Annotated in this window: 18 protein-coding genes; 8 read left to right on the forward strand and 10 right to left on the reverse strand. The window is 57.2% G+C overall.

Annotated elements, in window-relative coordinates; all coding sequences use genetic code 11:
• Positions 1 to 60: 60 nt before the first annotated feature.
• The 3 genes from CUC55_RS03210 to CUC55_RS03225 form a co-directional block, all read right to left on the reverse strand.
• Positions 61 to 1,686: a cisplatin damage response ATP-dependent DNA ligase gene (locus CUC55_RS03210; RefSeq protein WP_103086948.1), complete on the reverse strand. Its 1,626-nt coding sequence runs from the start codon at positions 1,684 to 1,686 to the stop codon at positions 61 to 63.
• Positions 1,687 to 1,903: 217 nt separating this feature from the next.
• Positions 1,904 to 2,914: a ligase-associated DNA damage response exonuclease gene (locus tag CUC55_RS03220; protein ID WP_103087019.1), complete on the reverse strand. Its 1,011-nt coding sequence runs from the start codon at positions 2,912 to 2,914 to the stop codon at positions 1,904 to 1,906.
• Between the two features lie 85 nt (positions 2,915 to 2,999).
• Positions 3,000 to 4,526 carry an MDR family MFS transporter gene (locus CUC55_RS03225; protein WP_170063811.1) on the reverse strand — a complete coding sequence of 509 codons (1,527 nt, stop codon included), beginning with the start codon at positions 4,524 to 4,526 and terminating at the stop codon, positions 3,000 to 3,002.
• A gap of 112 nt (positions 4,527 to 4,638) precedes the next feature.
• On the opposite strand from CUC55_RS03225, the gene CUC55_RS03230 reads away from it, so the two are divergent.
• Complete coding sequence (locus tag CUC55_RS03230; protein WP_103086950.1) at positions 4,639 to 5,175, forward strand: MarR family winged helix-turn-helix transcriptional regulator; 537 nt, start codon at positions 4,639 to 4,641, stop codon at positions 5,173 to 5,175.
• A gap of 20 nt (positions 5,176 to 5,195) precedes the next feature.
• Here CUC55_RS03230 and CUC55_RS03235 read toward each other — a convergent pair whose 3' ends face one another.
• Positions 5,196 to 6,662, reverse strand: a complete 1,467-nt coding sequence (locus CUC55_RS03235) for a sensor domain-containing protein (RefSeq protein WP_103086951.1) — start codon at positions 6,660 to 6,662, stop codon at positions 5,196 to 5,198.
• A gap of 335 nt (positions 6,663 to 6,997) precedes the next feature.
• Between CUC55_RS03235 and CUC55_RS03240 the strand changes: the two genes are divergently transcribed.
• Positions 6,998 to 7,657, forward strand: a complete 660-nt coding sequence (locus CUC55_RS03240) for a glutathione S-transferase family protein (protein ID WP_067651708.1) — start codon at positions 6,998 to 7,000, stop codon at positions 7,655 to 7,657.
• Between the two features lie 6 nt (positions 7,658 to 7,663).
• On the opposite strand, the gene CUC55_RS03245 is transcribed toward CUC55_RS03240, so the two are convergent.
• Complete coding sequence (locus CUC55_RS03245; protein WP_103087021.1) at positions 7,664 to 8,665, reverse strand: asparaginase; 1,002 nt, start codon at positions 8,663 to 8,665, stop codon at positions 7,664 to 7,666.
• 76 nt (positions 8,666 to 8,741) lie between these two features.
• Between CUC55_RS03245 and CUC55_RS03250 the strand changes: the two genes are divergently transcribed.
• The gene (locus tag CUC55_RS03250) at positions 8,742 to 9,497 is read left to right on the forward strand and encodes a DUF3750 domain-containing protein (RefSeq protein WP_170063812.1); all 756 of its coding nucleotides are present in this window, start codon (positions 8,742 to 8,744) and stop codon (positions 9,495 to 9,497) included.
• Here CUC55_RS03250 and CUC55_RS03255 read toward each other — a convergent pair.
• Entirely contained in the window at positions 9,482 to 10,837 is a 1,356-nt protein-coding gene (locus CUC55_RS03255; RefSeq protein ID WP_170063813.1) for a chloride channel protein, read from the reverse strand. The two genes, CUC55_RS03250 and CUC55_RS03255, sit on opposite strands and share 16 nt — an antisense overlap.
• Before the next feature lie 132 nt (positions 10,838 to 10,969).
• Here CUC55_RS03255 and CUC55_RS03260 point away from each other — a divergent pair, with 132 nt between their 5' ends.
• Together CUC55_RS03260 and CUC55_RS03265 are read left to right on the forward strand one after the other, a co-directional pair.
• Positions 10,970 to 11,242 carry a YlcI/YnfO family protein gene (locus tag CUC55_RS03260; RefSeq protein WP_067651699.1) on the forward strand — a complete coding sequence of 91 codons (273 nt, stop codon included), beginning with the start codon at positions 10,970 to 10,972 and terminating at the stop codon, positions 11,240 to 11,242.
• The gene (locus CUC55_RS03265; protein ID WP_067651696.1) at positions 11,239 to 11,538 is read left to right on the forward strand and encodes a type II toxin-antitoxin system RelE/ParE family toxin; all 300 of its coding nucleotides are present in this window, start codon (positions 11,239 to 11,241) and stop codon (positions 11,536 to 11,538) included. The genes CUC55_RS03260 and CUC55_RS03265 overlap by 4 nt, the downstream gene beginning before the upstream one ends.
• Before the next feature lie 3 nt (positions 11,539 to 11,541).
• On the opposite strand, the gene betA is transcribed toward CUC55_RS03265, so the two are convergent.
• The 3 genes from betA to betI all read right to left on the reverse strand — a co-directional run bounded on the left by betA (position 11,542) and on the right by betI (position 15,343).
• Complete coding sequence (gene betA, locus CUC55_RS03270) at positions 11,542 to 13,194, reverse strand: choline dehydrogenase (RefSeq protein ID WP_103086953.1); 1,653 nt, start codon at positions 13,192 to 13,194, stop codon at positions 11,542 to 11,544.
• Between the two features lie 57 nt (positions 13,195 to 13,251).
• A complete protein-coding gene (gene betB / locus CUC55_RS03275; RefSeq protein WP_210200654.1) occupies positions 13,252 to 14,715 on the reverse strand; it encodes a betaine-aldehyde dehydrogenase in 1,464 nt (487 codons plus the stop codon).
• Between the two features lie 16 nt (positions 14,716 to 14,731).
• Complete coding sequence (gene betI, locus CUC55_RS03280) at positions 14,732 to 15,343, reverse strand: transcriptional regulator BetI (protein ID WP_103086954.1); 612 nt, start codon at positions 15,341 to 15,343, stop codon at positions 14,732 to 14,734.
• A gap of 438 nt (positions 15,344 to 15,781) precedes the next feature.
• Between betI and CUC55_RS03285 the strand changes: the two genes are divergently transcribed.
• From CUC55_RS03285 to CUC55_RS03295, 3 genes are all read left to right on the forward strand, one after another.
• Positions 15,782 to 16,018, forward strand: a complete 237-nt coding sequence (locus tag CUC55_RS03285; protein ID WP_067651685.1) for a ribbon-helix-helix domain-containing protein — start codon at positions 15,782 to 15,784, stop codon at positions 16,016 to 16,018.
• A 170-nt stretch (positions 16,019 to 16,188) separates the two neighbouring features.
• On the forward strand, positions 16,189 to 17,988 hold the full coding sequence (locus tag CUC55_RS03290; RefSeq protein ID WP_425352722.1) for a GGDEF domain-containing protein: 1,800 nt from the start codon (positions 16,189 to 16,191) through the stop codon (positions 17,986 to 17,988).
• Positions 17,989 to 18,068: 80 nt separating this feature from the next.
• The gene (locus CUC55_RS03295) at positions 18,069 to 19,070 is read left to right on the forward strand and encodes an NAD(P)H-quinone oxidoreductase (protein WP_170063814.1); all 1,002 of its coding nucleotides are present in this window, start codon (positions 18,069 to 18,071) and stop codon (positions 19,068 to 19,070) included.
• Between the two features lie 275 nt (positions 19,071 to 19,345).
• Here the strand turns inward: CUC55_RS03295 and CUC55_RS03300 are convergent, their stop codons facing one another.
• Positions 19,346 to 20,383, reverse strand: a complete 1,038-nt coding sequence (locus CUC55_RS03300) for a sulfate/molybdate ABC transporter ATP-binding protein (protein WP_103087026.1) — start codon at positions 20,381 to 20,383, stop codon at positions 19,346 to 19,348.
• Positions 20,384 to 20,393 lie beyond the last annotated feature (10 nt).

Below are 20,393 nucleotides of genomic sequence, written 5' to 3' on the forward strand. Positions count from 1 at the left end.
CAATTTCACCATCGACCTATTCAGTTGTCCACTCCCTGTTTCGAGNAAATGGACGACAATCTATCCGGATTTCTCATCAATCATCGCCATAAGTGTGGCGAGCCTGTCAGCTTCGGACGGTAATTTGTCGGCCCTCAGCCTTGCAATGCGGGGAAACCGCATGGCGACACCGGATTTGTGGCGATTGGAGCGGTTGATGCCTTCAAAGGCCACTTCAAGTACGAAGCCGAATTCCGGGGTAGCGCGAACGGCACGAACGGGGCCGAAGCGCTCGACCGTGTTGTCGCGCACGAACTTGTCGAGCACTTCCAGTTCCGCATCGGTAAAGCCGAAATAGGCTTTGCCAACAGGCACCAGTTGCTCGCCTCCATCATTGTCTGCCCAGACGCCGAAGGTGAAATCCGAGTAATAGCTGGAACGTTTGCCGTGCCCGCGCTGCGCATACATCATCACGGCATCGATATTGAAGGGATCGCGCTTCCATTTGAACCAAGGTCCCTTGGCACGACCAGCCTGATAGACGCTGTCCTTGCGCTTGATCATGACGCCCTCGATGACGGGATCGGGCGGGGCTTTCCGCAGGGTTTCCAGCTCATCCCAGCTGGAAAAGGGCACCAGCGGCGACAGGTCGAATCGGTCATGCNGGGCATTTTCGATGATGTGTTCGAGCTTCTGGCGACGCTTAAGAAAGGTCTGTGCGCGGATGTCTTCTTCGCCCTCGAACAAAAGGTCATAGGCGCGGATAAAGGCGGGATATTCCTCCAGCATGCGACCCGTGACCGTTTTGCGGTTCAATCGCTGCTGGAGATCGGAAAATGTGCGCGTGGCGATGTTGGAACGTGCCGTGCCACCGATCAGCAACTCGCCATCCATCACGCCTTCGAAATTGATGCGTTCCAGCACATCGGGGAACGTGCCCGAAATATCGTCGCCGGAGCGGGAGTAGAGTTTCCTCGTTTCGCCGGAACGGGACAGCTGAACACGGATGCCATCCCACTTCCATTCGGCAACGAAGTCCTGTGGATCGAGANTTTGCAGGTCGTTATCGCCAACCGGCGTGGACAACATAACGGAGTGGAAAATGGCAGGTGTGGCCAGAACGGGGCGCTCTGCCTCGCCTTCCAGCCAGGCAAATAGAGGTTCATANGGGGGCGTCAGGCCATGCCACAAGGTTTCGATCTCGGTGATATCCCTGCCCCCGAAATCCGCCAGCGCCTGGCGGGCCAGACGAGCGGATACGCCGATACGTAAACCACCCGTGACGAGCTTGAGAAAAGCAAACCGAGAGGATGTTTCCAGCCTGTCCAGTAAATCGCGCACGGCAGAGCGAACCTCGGTTCGGCCCAGCGAGTTCATCAGGTCAACGATCTCACCAAGGCCGGGATCATCCGCCTGCGGTACGTCGGCATTCTGGCTGGTGTCCCAGACCAGCGCGATGGTTTCGGCCAGATCGCCCACGTAATCGTAGGAATAACGAAACAGCACATCGTCCATGCGCTCCAGCACCAGCTCGCGCAGCATGGCGGGCTTGACGCTCTTGAGGTCGAGCGTGCCTGCAATGGCGGCAAGACCGTAACCGCGGTCGGGGTCTGGCGTGTCGCGGAAGTAGTCCGTCAGCAACTTGAGTTTGCCGTTTCGGGATGGGGTAAGGACGAGGCGGTCGAGGAGGGTTGCGAAGGGTTTCATGGGAGGTGGCGCTCCCCGACGTTGGGAACTGTGGGTGGGATACCCCCCTCTGTCCTGCCGGACATCTCCCCCACAGGTGGGGAGATCGACTCGTTGAAACCTTTCGCCCATCTTGAAGGCTGCGAATTAAGTGCGGAGCATACGATTGGCTGATCTCCCTCCTTGTAGGGGAGATGTCCGGCAGGACAGANGGGGGTAAGCCGCAAATTCTGCACCATCAATCCCCCTCATCCTCATAGCCCACCAGATGCAGAGGCCGTGCCGGAATGCCCTGCAACTCGCACCAACGCACCAAAGCCTCCTCGCGGCCATGCGTGACCCAGACTTGAGACGGCGCAACTTCCTTGATGGTTTCCAGCAGTTCGGGCCAGTCACAATGGTCAGAGATGACGAGCGGCAACTCTACCCCGCCTTGCTTGGCGCGCTGGCGCACCATCATCCAGCCTGACGCAAAGGAAATCAGCGGCTCGTTGAAGCGGCGGGCCCACTTCTCCTGNAAAGCGGACGGTGGGCCGACGACGATGGCACCTTTGAACTGGGCCGGATTGCTCNTTTCCAGCGTGGCGGGACGCAGATCTCCGAGGTCGATGCCTTGGGAAACATAATAGTCACACAGCTTGGCGAGCGCGCCGTGAATATAAACCGGCTCGGAATATCTGTTATCTCGCAACAGCCGCAGCACCCGTTGCGCCTTGCCGAGCGAGTAAGCACCGACGAGATGGGTGCGTTCCGGGAACTGCTTGATCGATGTCAGAAGCTTGGCCATCTCGCGCCCGGGTTTGGGATGATGGNAAACCGGTAGTCCGAATGTCGCTTCGGTAATGAAGACATCGCACGGCACCGGCTCAAATGGCGCGCAGGTGGGGTCGATACCGCGCTTGTAATCACCGGATGCAACGATACGCATGCCGTCATGTTCGATGGAAATCTGCGCCGAACCAAGAACGTGGCCGGCGGGGTGAAAGCCAACCGTGACGCCGTTGATCTCTACCGTCTCGCCAAAGCCGATGGCCTGCTCGCTGCAGGTGAAGTCGTCGCCGTAGCGGATGCGCATGATATCCAGCGTCTGGCGCGTCGCCAGAACCTTTTCATGACCGGCTCGGGCGTGGTCGGAATGACCGTGGGTGATGAGCGCCCGTGGCACGGGCCGCACAGGATCAACATAGAAATCGCCGACAGGGCAGTAGAGCCCTTTTGGCGTCGGGCTGAGAAGTTTCTCTGGCTTCATATGCGCAATCATTCACGGCTTTGGACGAGGAAACGCTTGCCGCAGCGACACGTTCCTCGCCCCGTAAGATTTTCAGCGCTTGCCGTTACTCAACCGCGGCAGCAGGCTTTTCGACGGCTGCCGCTGGCAGTTTGACGTTTTTCAAGGCCAACGCCGCGATCAGCCCGATGGCCGCTGTCGCTGCTGCTGCGTAAAATAGCGGCGTGAAGGCGCCCGCATAAAGACTTGCAACGGCGCTTTGTGAGGCTGCGCGAAGTTCGGACAGCATCTTCGGCGTCAATTCCTGAATCTTGCCCACGCCCGGAATATCGACACCACCGCCCTTGAGGTTGGAGGAAATGATGGCACCATAGACGGAGATTGCAATTGCAGCACCGCCCATGCGTGTCAACGCCACCGCCCCGCTTGCCGCACCGATGTCGGCTTTCGGAGCCGAATTCTGAACCGCAATGATCGGAGCCTGCTGTCCTAAACCCACGCCAAGTCCCTGCGCAAACAGAATGATCGCTATGATGTAGAGCGGTGTGCCGGCGTGCATCTGCGAAAGAGACAGCATTGCGACAACCCCTATGNAAAGACTGATGACCGAGAATATCTTGTAACTGCCCGTGATCGAAATCAGGCGGCCCGCCGTCAGCGAGCCCATGACGATGCCGCCGGTGATGGCGATGAAGAAAAGCCCGGCAGATGATGGCGAAAGGCCGGTCGTCGTTTGCAAGAACAGCGCGTAATAATTGACCATGCCGATGCCAAGCCCGCCGCTTATCAACGAGATGATCATGAACAGCGGAAATGTGCTGTCCTTGAACAACCGTAACGGCACCACGGGTTCCAGCGCACGACGCTCCACCTGCACCCACAGATAGGCGGTGACAACGGCAAAGGCGACGATGCAGAGGCTCTCCCAGGCGAATATCGAACCGAAGAGCTGCGAACTATCTGCCCACAGAACGACACTGGAAATCGTCAGAGCCAACAGAACCGCGCCGAGATAATCGATCTTGGGCTGACGTTCCGGGCGACGATAGGGCAGCATCAGCGCAAGACCGATCAGAGCCGCAATGCCGATGGGTAGATTGATGAGGAAAATAGAGCGCCAGCCGAAGAGATCGCTCATCGTACCGCCGAGGATGGGGCCAACGCTGCCCGATGCCATGATGACGAGGCTAGAATAGCTCTGGTAACGCGCCCTCTCGCGCGCCTCGAACAGGTCTGCGTTGACGGAAAAGATCGACACCATGATGCCACCGCCACCAAGCCCTTGCAGCACACGGGCGGCAATCAGCGAGTCCATCGACCATGCCAATCCGCAGGCCAGTGAGCCCAGCGTGAAGATGACGATAGCGGACATCATGACGTATTTGCGCCCGAACAGGTCACCCAGTTTTCCGTAAACGGGCATGACGGCGCTGGTGGCGAGAAGATAGGCGGAGCCGATCCAGCCGAACCGTTCCAGCGCGCCGAATTCACCGACGATCGTCGGTAGCGCCGTCGACACGATCTGGTTATCGAGCGTCGCCATGAACATGGCCAACATGAGGAAAGAAAACACAACGAGCCTGCGGCGGCGATCCGGAACCAGAGGCGCCACAGGCGTAACGGCCATATTCATGGGAAGGTCTCACACTTGATGAGAAATTTATGTGCCTTTCGCACATATGTGTCAATGGCATATTTCTCAATCTGTGATATTCTCTCGCAAACTCTCCAGGGGAATTGCAGAAATGAATGCGCTGACATCGCTTTCGAAACAGGAACCGACTGACCGTGACGAGGTTCTGACGATCAGTCAGACCATGGGCCGCATGCGCCTGATGATCGGTCGTCGCGTCATTGGACGCATGGCCATTGCCAAGCTGGCGCCAGAGCTGGAGCTGTCGCATATCGATGTTCTGGATATCGTCCACCGTGCGGGCGGGGTGGTGACGGTGGGCGCAATAGCCGAAGCGATGCGGCTGGACCCGTCTCGCGGCAGCCGTGTGGTGGCCGAAATGGTGGGACGCGGCCTGATCNAAAGAGAGGCTTCTCAGGAAGACGGACGACGCAGCGTCATCGATATCACACCACTTGGCCAAAGCATTCTGGAGGAGATGCGCAACGCAAAGATCAGTATTATCCGCGAAGTGGTCAGCGACTGGCCAAGCGAGGATGTTGCGGAATTTGCCAGATTGTTCGATCGCTTTATCGAGAAGTTCGAAAAGCGCCTTGCTCCCGATGTCATGGCGTTGATGGCCGCAGCAAAACCCGACAATCTACGCTAAGCCGCAGTTTTTGTTCCTTGTCAGATACCTGCCCCGAAACACTGTTCGAAGACGCGCACTGTGTTGCGGCCGTTCTTCTTGGCTTCGTACATGGCCGCGTCGGCCTTTGCCAGCAGGGCTTCCGGCGTCTCGCCATCACCTGGATAGAAAGCAGTACCGGATGAACAGGTGACGGTGATGGAGCTGTTCTCCAGTGCAATCGGCTCAGCCGCACGTTCACGGATGCTTTCGAGCCTCCGCATTATGCCGTGCTCGTCATGTCTGGGATTGCTGAATATGATCGCAAATTCGTCACCACCCAGCCTCACGGCAATATCGGACGCCCTGATACAACCGGTGATGCGCGCAGCCAGATTGCGTAGAACCTCGTCTCCGGCAGCGTGCCCATAAAGGTCGTTGATCTGCTTAAAATTATCGAGATCGATATAGGTGATGGCCACCAGCCTGNTTTCGCGCTTCGCCTCATGAATGGCGCGACGAAATTGCGTCCAGAACACGTTTCTGTTGGAAAGCCCCGTCAGCGGGTCGTGATGCGCCATGTAATGGACGCGCTCTTCGATGCGACGACGGTCTATCGCAATGCCAGCGATATTGGTTGCCATCTCGATGATTTCNTTTTCGATCGCGGACGGCTCCCGCACCATGCCGGAGTAAAGCGCGAATGTGCCCAGCAACACGCCGTTGTTCCCCATGATTGGCGTTGACCAGCACGAACGAAGTCCGTGGCGCATGGCGATTTCAACGAAATCCTTCCAAAGCGGATCCTGAAACGTATCGCTGACATAGACGGCGTCGCGGCGCCATGCCGCTGTCCCGCACGAACCGACCATGGGGCCAATCTCCAAACCGTCGATCACCGATGTGTAGCTTTGCGGAAGAGATTGTGCAGCGCCGGTTCGCAGCCGATCCTGCTCTACAAGTAGAATGGAGCCCGTAAGATTATCCAGCAGGTTTTCTACCGTCGTAACGATGGCTTCCAGTATGTTTGGCAATGGCTCACCATGCACGATCATTTCCAGAAGTGCAGCGTGGCTGCGGCGCAGGGTTTCCTGCCATTTTGCGGCGGTAATATCGCGTGAAATGCCCGCCAGGCCGATAACATCGCCTCTGTCATTGCGGATGGGGATACGAGTTCCCGAGTACCAGCGAACGTGCCCGTCCTTGGCGACGCGCTCTTCGGCATCGTAAAGCCCTTGACCCGTTGCCATGATTTGGCTGTCCATCGCGTCGATACGACGCGCGACATCCGGCGGGGCCATATCGAATATGGTCAGTTGTCGGCCTTGGATGAAGTCCACCTCGTGGCCAAGACAAGCAAATGCAGCCGCATTCATGTAGCTGTAACGGCCTTCAATATCTTTAATGAAAACCATCTCGGGTATGTTGTCGAGCAGGTATGATAATCTCGAATCGGACAGGCCAGTCTTGAGCAAATCCGTCGCCAATGTTTGCACGTTCAGTGAACGAGCGCCATTTTCTTCACGCATTGCGCAACGACCCCCACCAACGCTACTCTTCCCCANTTTTCATTGCTCCGATCGGCAGTAAACCATAGTTCACAGACATCGATCAGCCATGACGACAATAGAGCAAACGTACTTATGCTCGATTAAAATAAGCCGTAACACTGTCCGCATTTGGAAGTAGATTTATACCTGAACAACATGGGTGCAATATAACCGCAAATAACTCTATTTTACTTCAAATGCAATCNAAAGATGCATCAAGTAATCAGNAAAAATCACACGAGGCCGTGATATTCCAGCTTCCGTTTTGCAAATCGCAGCAATAGGTTACCCTCAGAAACAAGAGGAAATTGCGAATGTTGACGATCTATGGCGTTTATCGCTCCCGTGCCACCCGCACGCTGTGGCTGGCTGGAGAACTCGGGCTTGAGTTCAAGCATATGCCGGTCATTCAGGCCAGACGCCTCAGCGATCCGCTCGCCACGGATGCACCGGTCAACACGCTGACGCCGTCCTATCTTGCCATCAACCCCATGGGCACCATTCCCTGCATAGACGATGACGGGATGGTTCTCTACGAGTCAATGGCGATCAACCTGTATCTGGCGCGCAAGTATAGCACACCGCTTGCCCCGGCAGATTTGGTCGAGGACGCGCAAATGATGCAGTGGTCCTTCTTCTCAGCAACCGAAATCGAGACGAACGCCCTGAAGATTTCTTCCACGGTTGCGGAAGGACTGGCAAACAGCGAAGCCGGCCAGACCGTGATCGAAGTGGCAGCGCGCATGTTGCGCCGACCGTTCAAGGTTCTCGAGCAGCATCTTTCCAGCACAGACTATCTGGTCGGCAACCGGTTCAGCGTCGCCGATATCAATGCCGCCGAGGTCGTGCGCTACGCGCAGGGGCATCCTGCCCTGTTCGATGCCAACCCATCGGTCAAGGCCTGGCTGGAACGCTGCCAGTCCCGCCCCGCCTTCAGGGCCATGTGGGACGCTCGCAACATCGAAGCAGCCTGACCCCGTCTACAGGCGGGTGGTCACTCTGATGTCGCCGACATGGATGCCGTTCCAGTTTTTCATGGAACGGTTTGCCATGCTCAACAGCGCCTGCTGTTCCGAGCTGTCCNTTTCAAAGTAACGCGCCAGCAAAGCCGCAATCATGGCTTCTGCCGCGCGCGTCGTACCGTCCTCGCATTTGACCACCATCGCGATGCCCTGCTGCGGCAGGGCGGCAACGAACACGCCCTCAGCACCGGTTTTGGCGAAGATTTGACCCGGAGCAATTTCCATCAGCTTCGTGCAGGTCCGACCCGTTCCAGCCACGTAAAAGGGTTGGGCCATGCAAGCGTCGATCAACCGGCGTGAGGCTTTTGCGCGCGCCTGTTCCAGCCCCTGCCCCGTCACCATCTTGGCAAAGCCATGTGCCAGACCTTTCAGCGGAATGGCGTAGGTCGGAATAGAGCAGCCATCGACCCCGCAATTGTCATGACCGATAGCGGCGCCCGTCAGGCTTTCCATCGTCGAGCGTATTTCGGCCTGCANGGGATGGTCGTAATCGACATAGCCCTTCGTTTCCATGCCTGTGTGGGCACAGGTGCAGATGAAGCCGGAATGCTTGCCCGAGCAATTGTTGTGAAGTGCCGATGGTTTTTCCAGCGTGCGGGCCTGGTGGATGATTGTCTTCTGATCGGAAGACCAATGCGCGCCGCACTCCAGCGTCTCCACGTCCTTACCCGCCTTTGCCAACATACTTGCCGCAAGCTGCACATGGGCATCTTCACCCGAATGGGACGCGCAGGCGAACGCCAGTTCTCTATCCCCGAAGCCATAGGCATCCGCCGCGCCGCTTTCTACCAGAGGAAGCGCCTGCATCGCCTTGCAGGCAGAGCGTGGAAACACGCCGCCATCCACGTCACCTGCCGAGAACACGACATCGCCTGCGCCATCCATCACCACGGCCATGCCGCGATGGCGGCTTTCAACGAGATTTCCTCTGAGGACTTCGACGGTAACGGGGTTGTGCATGGCTTCGGCCTCAAAAAATACGAAATTGAAATCGCTGTTTAGATGAATCGCCGCACCGATGCACGAGGTTGCCTCATTGAAATTCGCCAAACGCTTTTTAATTGCTGTTTTCGTCATCTACCTCCTGCCCGCGCTGGCCTCGGCCGGGCTTTGGGCCATGAAGGAGCACCCGACTGGCTATCGCAACGCGCGCTGGTCATCTGCGGGTATTCTCCCGGAAGCGCCAGCGGACAAACCGGCTGCGATCTACGTCTATTCGGCAATGACCGGCGGCCTTAAGGGCTCGCTTGCCAGCCATGCCTGGATCGTGGTGNAAAAAGAAGGGGCATCCAGCTACGAGCGCTACGACAAGGTTGGATGGGGCACGCCGATACGCCGCAACGCTTATGCGCCCGATGCATACTGGTATTCCAACATGCCGCGGCGTGTCCTGGAATTACACGGCGATGAAGCCGAACGGCTGATCCCGAAAGTCGAGCAGGCCATCGCCGATTACCCCTATGGAAAGCCAGGCGGCTACCGCATTTATCCGGGTCCAAACTCAAACACCTTCGTGGCGCATGTGTTGCGCCAAGTGCCGGAACTGGGCGTCGTGCTGCCGCCCGATGCCGTCGGGCGCGATTATCTGCCCAATGGAGAATTTATCCACGTCGCGGACGACTGGAAAGACGTCAGCATTTCGCTTGGCGGTTTCTTCGGCGTCTCCGCAGGTGCCAGAAGCGGCCTTGAGGTGAATTTCCTTGGCCTCGTCGCAGGGATCGACATCGTAAACCCCGGCATCAAAATACCGGGGCTGGGCTACTTCGGCACGGGTTCTCAGCTGGGTGTGTGATCTTCTGCCGCGCGGTGCGCGCGCTTGGCACGGATGCCCTGTGCGATNAAAATGCGTGACAGGCCGTGATAAAGTGGCTCTGCTGAGATCATCCGCGATGTCAAATACCCCAGCATCGATGCCGCCATGATCGGGATGACGGCCTCATGATTGCCGGTCATTTCAAGAATAATGACAAAAGCCGTCATCGGTGCCTGTACGACGCCGGCGAAATATCCGGCCATGCCGAGGATCGCTCCTAGCCCGACACTGGTGCCGAGAACGGACGCGACCGTGCTGCCGAAACCTGCCCCAACGGATAGCGAGGGCGCGAAAATACCGCCGGGAATGCCCGACATCATGGCCAGAAACGTAGAAGCCAGCTTTTCGAGGAAGAAGAAAGTTGGAGCGCCCTGCCCCTCGATTGCGGCACGCGCCTGCTCGTATCCGGTGCCGAAGGTCGCACCACCCGTTGCCACGCCGATGATGGCGGAGCCAAGGCCACAACCGGCGGCAACGATCAACATCCGCTTCAGCGGCACGCTATGGCTCCAGCGACGAACCCGTTGTGATGCTTTCAGCGCACCGGCGCTGAACAGCGCGCCGAACACACCGCCACCGATGCCGCAGACCAGCACCAGCCCCCAATCCGCCGCCGTCTGGGCTACAACGGTGCTTGTGCCGAAATAGGTGTAGGTGCCGACCAGACCCAGCGACGCCAAGCCGGACAGGATGACGGCGGTCAGGACCAGACCGTTGGAGCGCGCCTCATAGGTCCGGCTCATTTCCTCGATGGCGAAAACGATACCAGCCAAGGGCGTGTTGAACGCGGCGGCGATGCCCGCAGCGGAACCGGCGAGGATCAATCCCCGCGCCTGCGCCATGCCGCCGATGCGTGCCGCCTGAAGCATGATCGATGCGCCCACCTGCACGGTTGGCCCCTCACGCCCAATGGATGCGCCAGAGAGAAGCCCGGCAATCGTCAGCACGANTTTGCCAACGGCGAGTTTCAGAGACAGCAGTCGTGACCGGTCCTCGTCATCATGAAAGTGCCGCGCCGCAATCGCCTGCGGAATGCCGCTGCCGCCGGAGTTTGGAAACACTGTGATCGCAAGCCACGCACAGAGTGCAAAGCCGAGCGGCGTGATGATCAGCGGTAGAAGAAAGGCCCACTCTCCCGACGAGGTGACGGAAAAGAACAGATGCTGCGCCCAATCCGCCATCTTCGCGAAAGCGACGCTGATGACACCGACGGCCAGAGCGCCGGTCCAGAACACAGCACGCGGTTTCCACACACGCCACGAACCCCACATGACGCGGGAGCGGCGAAACATTTTCATTTTCTTGTATTTGGAAGGCATGGCAACTTTTCTGTCGTCCGGGGAGAGGGCTCACTTATCGGACTGACAGACCACGATTGCAACCTCGTCTTTGACAATCGCCCGGGAATAGCGCAGGATCACGCATCGCAATTGCAATGCATGGAGCCAGCTATGAAAAGCTCAACGATACCGTCACTGAGGGTAACCTCGGATTTTCGCGAAGCAGCCGAAAGCGTTTTGAAGGAGGGTGAAACGCTCTCGTCGTTCGTGGAGGATTCGGTACGACGTCAGGTCGAAATACGGAAATCTCAGGCTGAGTTCATCGCGCGCGGGCTTGCGTCATTGGAAGAGGCCGAACGAACAGGCGTTTATTATTCAGCAGATGAAGTTCATGCGGAGTTGCGGGCAATGCTTGCAGCTAAAAAGGCAGAGCTTGGCCGTTGAGTTTCAATCTTCGATACACGATCTCCGCCAGAGACGACATCACGCGGCTCTATCAATTTCTTCTGGAAAAAGATTTCTCCACAGCGGAAAAAGCCCTCGATAAAATAATCAGCACCATAGAAAGCCTCAAGGAATTTCCTTTCGCGACACGAAAAACTATTGGCGACAACGGGCGGCGTCGAGAGCTTTTGATACCCTTTGGTTCATCAGGCTATATTGCCCTTATCGAAATCGAGGACACAGAAACCGTCTCCATCCTTACCATTCGCCACCAGCGCGAAGACGATTACTACTAAGTCCTACCGGTCGCTCACCGCCGCACGCGGATTAACCCACGGCTCCTGATTGGAGCGCGGCAGCGGCTGTCTCCCCAAAATATGGTCCGCTGCTTTCTCACCGGTCATGATCGAAGGGCCGTTGAGGTTGCCATAGGTGACATGCGGGAAAATCGAGCTGTCTGCTACTCGAAGGCCATCCACGCCGATGACCCGGCATTCGGGATCGACCACAGCCATCGGATCGTTGCGGTCGCCCATCCTGCAGGTGCCACAAGGGTGATAGGCACTTTCCAAATGTTCTCGCAGAAAAGCGTCGATGTCTTCATCGGACTGCACAGCTTCTCCCGGTTGGATCTCTGGTCCGCGATAATCATCGAACGCCTTCTGGCTAAAGATATCCCGTGTCAGGCGCACGCAATGGCGGAATTTTTCCCAGTCTTCGGCGTGGCTCATATAGTTGAAGCGGATGATTGGATCATCTTTCGGATCGGACGAACGCAGCGTGACATCGCCGCGTGATTTCGACAGGTTGAAGCCGACATGCACCTGAAAACCATGGCTTTTCGCGGCCGCCTTGCCATCATAGGAGATGGCGACGGGCAGGAAGTGGAACTGGATATCTGGCTGTTTCAAACCCGGTTCGGAGCGCAGAAAGGCGCAGGCCTCGAACTGGTTGGAAGCGCCCAGCCCACCCTTCGTCACCAGCCATTGCGCACCTGCAACGCCCTGCCAGAACCATGGCAACCAAGAATAGAGCGACACTGGCTTGGTGGAGACCTGCTGGAAATAAAACTCCATATGGTCCTGAAGATTTGCCCCTACGCCGGGGCGATCCGCCTTCACTTCGATGCCCATATCCCGCAAATGTTGCGCCGGGCCGATGCCCGAGAGCATCAGCAGCTTGGGTGAGTTGAAGGATGAGGCAGAAACGATGGCCTCACGGTTCGCGCGTATCGTTTCCACCACGCCTCGGCGCTCGATCTCGACACCGGTGGCACGACCANTTTCGATGACCACCTTGCGCGCAAAGCCACGCACCAGCGTAACATTGCCGCGTTTCAGTGCGGGCCGCAGATAGGCGTTGGCGGCAGACCAGCGGCGACCATTGTGGATGGTCTGCTCCATCAGGCCAAAGCCCTCCTGCTTGGAGCCGTTATAATCTTCCGTCAGTTCAAAACCGGCCTGCGCCCCTGCTTGTACGAAGGCATGAAATAGCGGGTTCGTAACTGGCCCGCGCTGCACATGAAGCGGTCCATCCGTGCCACGCCAGCCCTCTTCGCCGCCATGGCTGTGTTCCATGCGTTTGAAGTATGGCAACACATCCGCATAGGACCAGCCGTGGGCGCCAAGCTCTTCCCACCGGTTAAAATCCTCCGCGTGGCCGCGAACATAGACAAGACCGTTGATGGAAGACGACCCACCGATGACCTTGCCACGCGGCGCGGTGATGCGGCGGTTGTTGAGGTTCGGCTCCGGCTCCGAGTAATAACCCCAATTGTAGCGTTTCATGCTCATCGGCCATGCAAGGGCTGCTGGCATCTGAATAAACGGTCCGAAATCTGAACCGCCCGCCTCAATGACGATGACCGAATATTTGCCGTCTTCTGACAGGCGATAGGCTAACGCAGAGCCTGCGGAACCGGAACCGACGATAACGAAATCTGCGTTTTGCATTTCAAGTTCTTTCCACAATCGAAGGTCTGCGCAAGCTCACCCCCTCCAACAACCAAATCAATACGGCGCATCCACCTTGCCCGTCGCCACGTAAACCGTCTTCAATTCACTATAATGACTAAGCGCTGCCGCAGAATTTTCACGTCCGAACCCTGATTGCTTGGACCCGCCAAAAGGCATCTCAACGGGGCAGAGATTGTAGGTATTGATCCACAACGTGCCCGCCTCCAGTTGATCGACAACGCGGTGGGCGCGGGTGATGTCGGCGGTGAAAACGCCCCCGGCCAGGCCGAACTCGGTGGCGTTGGCGCGGGCTATGACCTCGTCTTCATCATCGAAATCCAGAACGCACATGACCGGCCCGAAGATTTCCTCGCGGGCGATGGTCATGTCGTCGGTCACATCGGCNAAGACCGTGGGCTGCACATAGGCACCCTCACCCGCAACATTGTTGGGAATGCCACCACCGGTGATGAGCGTGGCACCCTCTGCCTTGCCCTTTTCCATATAGGCCAGCACCTTTTCCTGCTGCGCCTTGGATACCAGCGGGCCGATTTGTGTTGCCTCATCCATGGGATCGCCGATCACCATCACGTCGGTGCGGCNTTTGAGGTTTTCGAGAAAGCGCTGCTTTGCGCCCCGCTGTACGAAAACGCGGGTACCGTTGGAGCAGACCTGGCCGGACGAATAGAAATTGCCCAGCATCGCCCCGCCGACGGCGCTTTCGATATCGGCATCATCGAACACAATCAGCGGAGACTTACCGCCGAGTTCCATCGTGACGTGCTTCAGATGTCCGGCAGCCGCAGCGGCCACTTTGCGGCCCGTGGGAACTGAACCGGTCAGCGACACCTTGGCGACATCCGGGTGATTGACCAGCAGAGGGCCGGTGTCCCTGTCGCCCTGAATGACGTTGAACAGACCCTTGGGCAAACCGGCTTCCACCAGAATTTCAGCGATTTTCAGCGCACCAAGCGGCGTGTTTTCCGAAGGCTTGAACACCATGGCGTTGCCGGCAACCAGCGCAGGCGCCGCCTTCCAGCAGGCGATCTGCTGCGGGTAGTTCCATGCACCGATACCAACGCAAACGCCCAGCGGCACGCGCTTTGTATAGGCGAAATCGCCGCCCAAAGGAATGTAATCGCCGTTCAGTGCCGAGGGCGCGATGCCGCCGNAAAACTCGAAACAATCTGCGCCGGAGGTCGAATCCGCGACGATTGTTTCCTGAATGGGCTTGCCGGTATCCAGCGTTTCAAGCTCAGACAGCGCGCGGTTACGCTCACGGATGATATCGGCGGCCCGGCGCAGGATGCGGCCGCGCGCGGTGGGGCTCATGGCTGCCCATTCCTTCTGCGCGCGCTTGGCGGAAGCGATGGCGCGCTCCACGATGGCGGGAGTGGCTGCGTGCAGCCTTGCGATGACCTCACCTGTCGCAGGATAGAGACTGTCGAAAACCGCACCATTGCCATCTTCGACATAATCTCCATCGATGAAATGCGATGCTTTCGGCTGGGCTCTCAATGTCATGATAGGATCCTTACNAAATGCGAATGGACGGCTTGGCGTCAACGAAAGGTTTGAGCTGCGTGTCGAAGTAATTCTCCACCAGCGCAGGTGCGGCGGAAATACCAAGTGGCGCAGCTTGAAGGCTGTGTCGAATATAGAGGCCGTCGATCAGGGCTGCGGCTCCCTCTGCAATGCGGGCAGCATCATCAGGTGGGCAGAGTCGGTTAAGACTATCCACAATGTTGGACCGCAAACGTCTGTTATAGATGACAAGCAGGCGGCGCATCTGGTGGGAGCGTTGCGCCTCCACGTAGAAGGCCAACCAGGCCGCGACCGTTTCATTGGTGAACTGATTGCTTTGGAATGACACGCGCACGATGGCGCTCAACCGTGCGCGTGGCCCCGAGGACTGGCCGAGCGCGGCAACGGCATCGTGGTGAAGAGCGCGCAGCAGACTGCGGATGGTTTCGAGCAAAAGCTGTTGCTTGCTGCCAAAATAGTGATGTGCGAGTGCCGCAGATACCCCCGCCTCGCGTGCGATGTCCGACATTGTCACATTCAATGAACCCTGCTGCCCGATGGTGCGTAATGCTGCATCCATCAGGGCCTTCTTGCGCAAAGGCTCCATTCCAAGTTTCGGCATCACCACTCTCCTTTGGTGGCAATTTATTATTGATTGACTGATCAATCAATAATAAATGCGACACGCAAATGTGTTCTTTGCGCCATTTCATTGTCTCCTTGAAACTTGCCCGATACTGCAAATGTGTTAGTCTGCGATCACTGGCNAATGATAGGTCGCAAGCATGATCCTTGGCATTCGCTCGATATTCGGTGACACCAGCGCACGCCCTTTGGTCACACGGCGGTTTTTTCCGTATTTTTTACTTTCGCAAAACGAACATTCATCTGGAACCTAAAACGGAGATGGGCGTTCCTTCGGGTGCACCACACATCTGTGCTAATATACAAACAATAAAGCCCGTTCACGACTGGCCAGTGACGAGCATTTAAGATGGCCATGATGGATTTGCCTCGGACATGATTGCCGGGCGATAACTGTCAAACAGGGAGAAACACGATGCCGATGGTAACTGTATCCATTTCCCCAGAGCAGGCAGCGAAGATGCGCGACGCGGTCGATAGCGGGGAGTATGCTTCCGGAAGTGAAGTCGTTCGTGCAGCCCTTCGCCTTTGGGTGGAGACTGCGGTCAGAAGCGACGTTTCAAAGCGCCAGGACCATTCCTCGCCAATGAGCGAGCATCTGAACGTTGCAGAACTTTACGCCGCACACAGCGCAAAAAGACGACACGGCTGACACCCCGAAGCACCTTTGCGATGGCTGTTTTAGCACTTCGCGTTCGCGTCATAAAAATTTCNAAAAAGCTTCATCAACAATAAAGTGTTTGTTGATGACTATTCGCCATTGTCCCACCCAAAAGCGCCTGCCAAATCACAGAAATGGGCGCGTCGGTGGAGAAGATTATCATGTCGACGGCGATCGACCCAGATGTCATACGGCGGTTTGCCAGCGGGCAAATGGCATCCATGGCGAAGCTCGTGCTGGAAACCGCATTTCAACCCATTGTCGAGGCAACAACCGGAACCGTATTTGGTTACGAGTCTCTCATGCGCGGGTTTGACCGCATCGGCTTTTCCAGCCCTCTCGACCTTCTGGACCATATAGAAGCCGATGGGCAATTGCTGACGGTGGAGCAGATGCTGGTCGGGCGGGCGCTGGCAAAATTCTCGACATTGCCGGAATTTGCATCGGCCACCCTCTTTCTCAATCTCGACGTCAGGCTCATCCCGCACGGCAATACCATTCTCGACAAGCTGCTGGAACATCTGGCCAAAGCGTCTATTCCACCATCATCCATCTGCTTCGAGCTTTCCGAACGTTTCGACAATACCAGCGTGCCGGAGTTCAACGCGTTGATTGCCCGCATGCGCAAGGAGGGCTTCAAGCTGGCCATCGACGACTTCGGTGTCGGCCACGGCGAGATGAAGCTTCTATGTGACTTCCCGGTCGATTATCTGAAGATCGATCGCTACTTTATTTCAGGTGTGGACCGCAATCCGCGCAAGCGCCACCTGGTGAAGAACATCGTCAACATCGCCCATGTTCTGGGCGTTCGGGTGATTGCAGAAGGCATCGAGACCGAGGCCGAGTTTCTGGCGTGCCGTGAACACGGTGTCGATCTGGTGCAGGGCTGGTTCATTTCGCGACCAACGACCTTCGTTAGCGAATTGCAGACTGGCTTTCCACATCTCCAGCATCTTGGTGAGACCCGCCGCAGCAGCCAGACGCTGGATGAAATTCTCATCCGCCGTCAGATCGAGCGTCTGCCGACGGTTTACGAAAACGACAGCATCGACAGCGTGTTCGAGCTGTTTCGTCGTAACCCGGCGCAGGCGTTTTTTCCGGTTCTCAACGCCAATGGCGAGCCGCGCGGTGTCATCAACGAGCATCATCTTAAGGAATATATCTACCAGCCCTTCGGTCGCGACCTGCTGNAAAACAAAGTCTATGAGCGAACGATTTCCCATTTCGTGGATGGAGCGCCCATCGTCGGGCTGGATGCGGACGCGGACCAGTTGATGAATGTGTTTGCCAATACGGGCGGCAGTGCCTGCGTTATTCTGACCGAAAACATGCGCTATATCGGCGTTGTCTCCGCTGCATCGCTGATCAAGGTCATCAACGAAAAGCAATTGAAGCTAGCGCAAGAACAAAACCCGCTGACGGCCCTGCCCGGCAACCGCGCCATCAGCAGCTTTATCGAAGACAGTTGCAGCGATAGCGACGACAACCGCTTTTTCTGCTATTGCGATTTCGACAATTTCAAACCCTTCAACGATAAATACGGCTTCCATGTCGGTGACCACGCCATCACGCTGTTTTCAGCATTGATGAAGCGCTATTTCTTCTCAGGCGATTGCTTCCTCGGCCATATCGGCGGCGATGACTTCTTCATTGGCGTGCGTGGCTGGACGATGGACGAGGTCACGGAAATTCTAGGAAGGCTGCTCAGCGATTTCCATGATGATGTCGTCGGGCTTTATTCGGAAGAAGACCGTGCCGCAGGACAGATCAAAGGCCACGACCGGTTTGGCAATGAGCGGGACTTTGCGCTGATGCGCTGCTCCATCGGCGTTCTTCAACTTTCCAAGGGCTTGATTATTGGCGACCCGGAGCGGATCGGCGGCGAAATTGCTACGATCAAAAAGGCTGCCAAGGAAAGCGACTTAGGCCTCGTCCTGCGGACCTATGGCGACACTATTTGATATCAGCGACAATGCGCCTTCTTTTAAGTGCGACAGAGGTGACCTAAGTTCAGGGCAATGAAAACCCGACGGAGGCCCACATGACTTTGCCAGAAACAATGAAATTCGTTGACCTGCCAACCTTCGGCGCAGCTGACGTCATGACCTTCGCGACCGGGCCTTTACCCACGCCAAAGGCTGGCGAAATCCTCGTCAAGGTGCAGGCAGCGGGCATCAATCGTCCAGACGTGGCACAACGCCAAGGCGCCTATCCAGCGCCCAAGGATGCGAGCCCTGTGCTGGGCCTGGAGATTGCCGGGGAAGTGGTGGCACTGGGCGAAGGGGTCAGTGAATTCGAAATTGGGAACCATATCTGTGCTCTGGCGAATGGTGGCGGTTACGCGGAATATTGCGTTGTGCCTGCGGGACAAGCCCTGCCCTTTCCAAACGGATATGACGCGGTCAAAGCGGCGGCCTTGCCGGAAACCTTCTTCACTGTCTGGGCCAATCTGTTCCAGATGGCGGGACTGACGGAAGGCGAAAGTGTGCTGATACACGGCGGTAGCAGTGGTATCGGCACAACGGCCATTCAGCTTGCAAAGGCGTTCGGCGCCGAGGTCTACACCACAGCAGGGTCCAAGGAAAAATGCGAGGCATGCGAAAAGCTTGGCGCCNAAAGAGCTATCAATTACCGTGAGGAAGANTTTGCCGACGTCATAAAGGCAGAGACCGGCGGCAAGGGCGTCGATGTCATCCTCGACATGATCGGTGCCTCCTATTTCGAGAAAAACCTGTCCTTGCTTGCCAAGGACGGCTGCCTCTCGATGATCGCTTTTCTTGGCGGCAACATCGCCGACAAGGTTGATCTGCGCCCCATCATGGTCAAGCGCCTGACAGTGACCGGCTCCACCATGCGCCCCCGCACCGCCGACGAAAAGCGCGCCATCCGCGATGAGCTGGTAGCGGAGGTGTGGCCGCTGCTGGAAGCGGGCGAAATCGGGCCGGTCATTCACGATATCATCGATTTCGACCAAGTCGCAGATGGCCACAGGCTGATGGAATCGAGCAGCCATATCGGCAAGATTGTGATGCGGGTTTCGTAAGCGTAATGGCTTGCAGCGAACTCTGCAGTCCACCCCTTGCAATCTCGCCGAATCGTATTACCTTCTTCTCATGTTCAACGTAGTGAAAGGAAGGTGATCCAATGTCTAATGAGATTTCGGTCTTCGTAGCAGGCAATGGAAAGGATTTGATTTCGACGAGGCAGCCCTCGGCTTGATCCGCCTTCCAGCGGGACGTTGCTAAACGTTTCCAGGTCTGAAACGAGACCAAACTCATGGAAGGGCCGCCACAAGCGGCCCTTTTCCTATTCTCGGTCTTACTTACGGAAGACTTTCCAGCGTGTAGGGCGAAAGCGGACTTCGTTGCCAACAGCAACGGTGGCATCCAGCGGAACTTCGATTTCCAGGTGATGCGGTTCGTGGCCGTTGTTGGCAATGTCGAGTTCGGCAATGCGCGTCCCGGCCAGACGGCGGCAGATGGTGACCTTGCCGTAGAGCGCATCGCGGTCATCGGTCAGGACAACGTCTTCCGGGCGGAAGAACAGATCGCCGTCACCCTCGCAGGCATCGCGGATGCCGATGNTTTCTCCCTGAAACAGCATATGCCCATCGCGGATCGTCACCGGCAGGTTCGATGATTCTCCGATGAAGGAGAAGACGAAGGGCGAGTTGGGGGTATCGTAGACATCATCGGCGGTGCCGACCTGTTCGATCTTGCCCTGGCTCATGACCACCACACGGTCTGCCAGTTCCAGCGCCTCTTCCTGATCATGGGTGACGAACACCGTGGTGTGGCCGGTACGGTCGTGGAACTCGCGCAGCCAGCGGCGCAGTTCCTTGCGGACCTTCGCATCCAGAGCGCCGAAGGGCTCATCCAGCAGCAGAACCCTGGGCTCGATGGCAACGGCGCGAGCAAGCGCCACGCGCTGACGCTGACCGCCTGAGAGTTGGTTGGGATAGCGGCTTTCAAGACCGGAGAGGTGCACCATATCCAGCAGATCGGAGACGCGCTTGCGGATTTCGGATTTCGCCGGGCGGCTTGAAGATGGACGGACTTTCAGACCGAAGCCGATATTATCGGCCACCGTCATATGGCGAAACAGCGCATAGTGTTGAAACACGAAGCCGACATTGCGCTCCTGCACAGAGCGATGCGAAGCGTCTTCATCGCCGAAGAAAATCTGGCCACCTGTGGGCTGTTCCAAACCTGCGATCAAGCGCAGAAGTGTCGTCTTGCCGGAGCCGGACGGCCCGAGCAACGCGATCAACTCACCCGAACGAATATCTAGCGAGACATTGTCCAAGGCGGGAAAGCGATCGAACTGCTTGGTGATGTTGGTGACTTTGACGTCCATGGACATGCCC

Origin of the sequence: Agrobacterium bohemicum (assembly GCF_002896715.1) — a bacterium.
Lineage (GTDB): Bacteria > Pseudomonadota > Alphaproteobacteria > Rhizobiales > Rhizobiaceae > Agrobacterium > Agrobacterium bohemicum.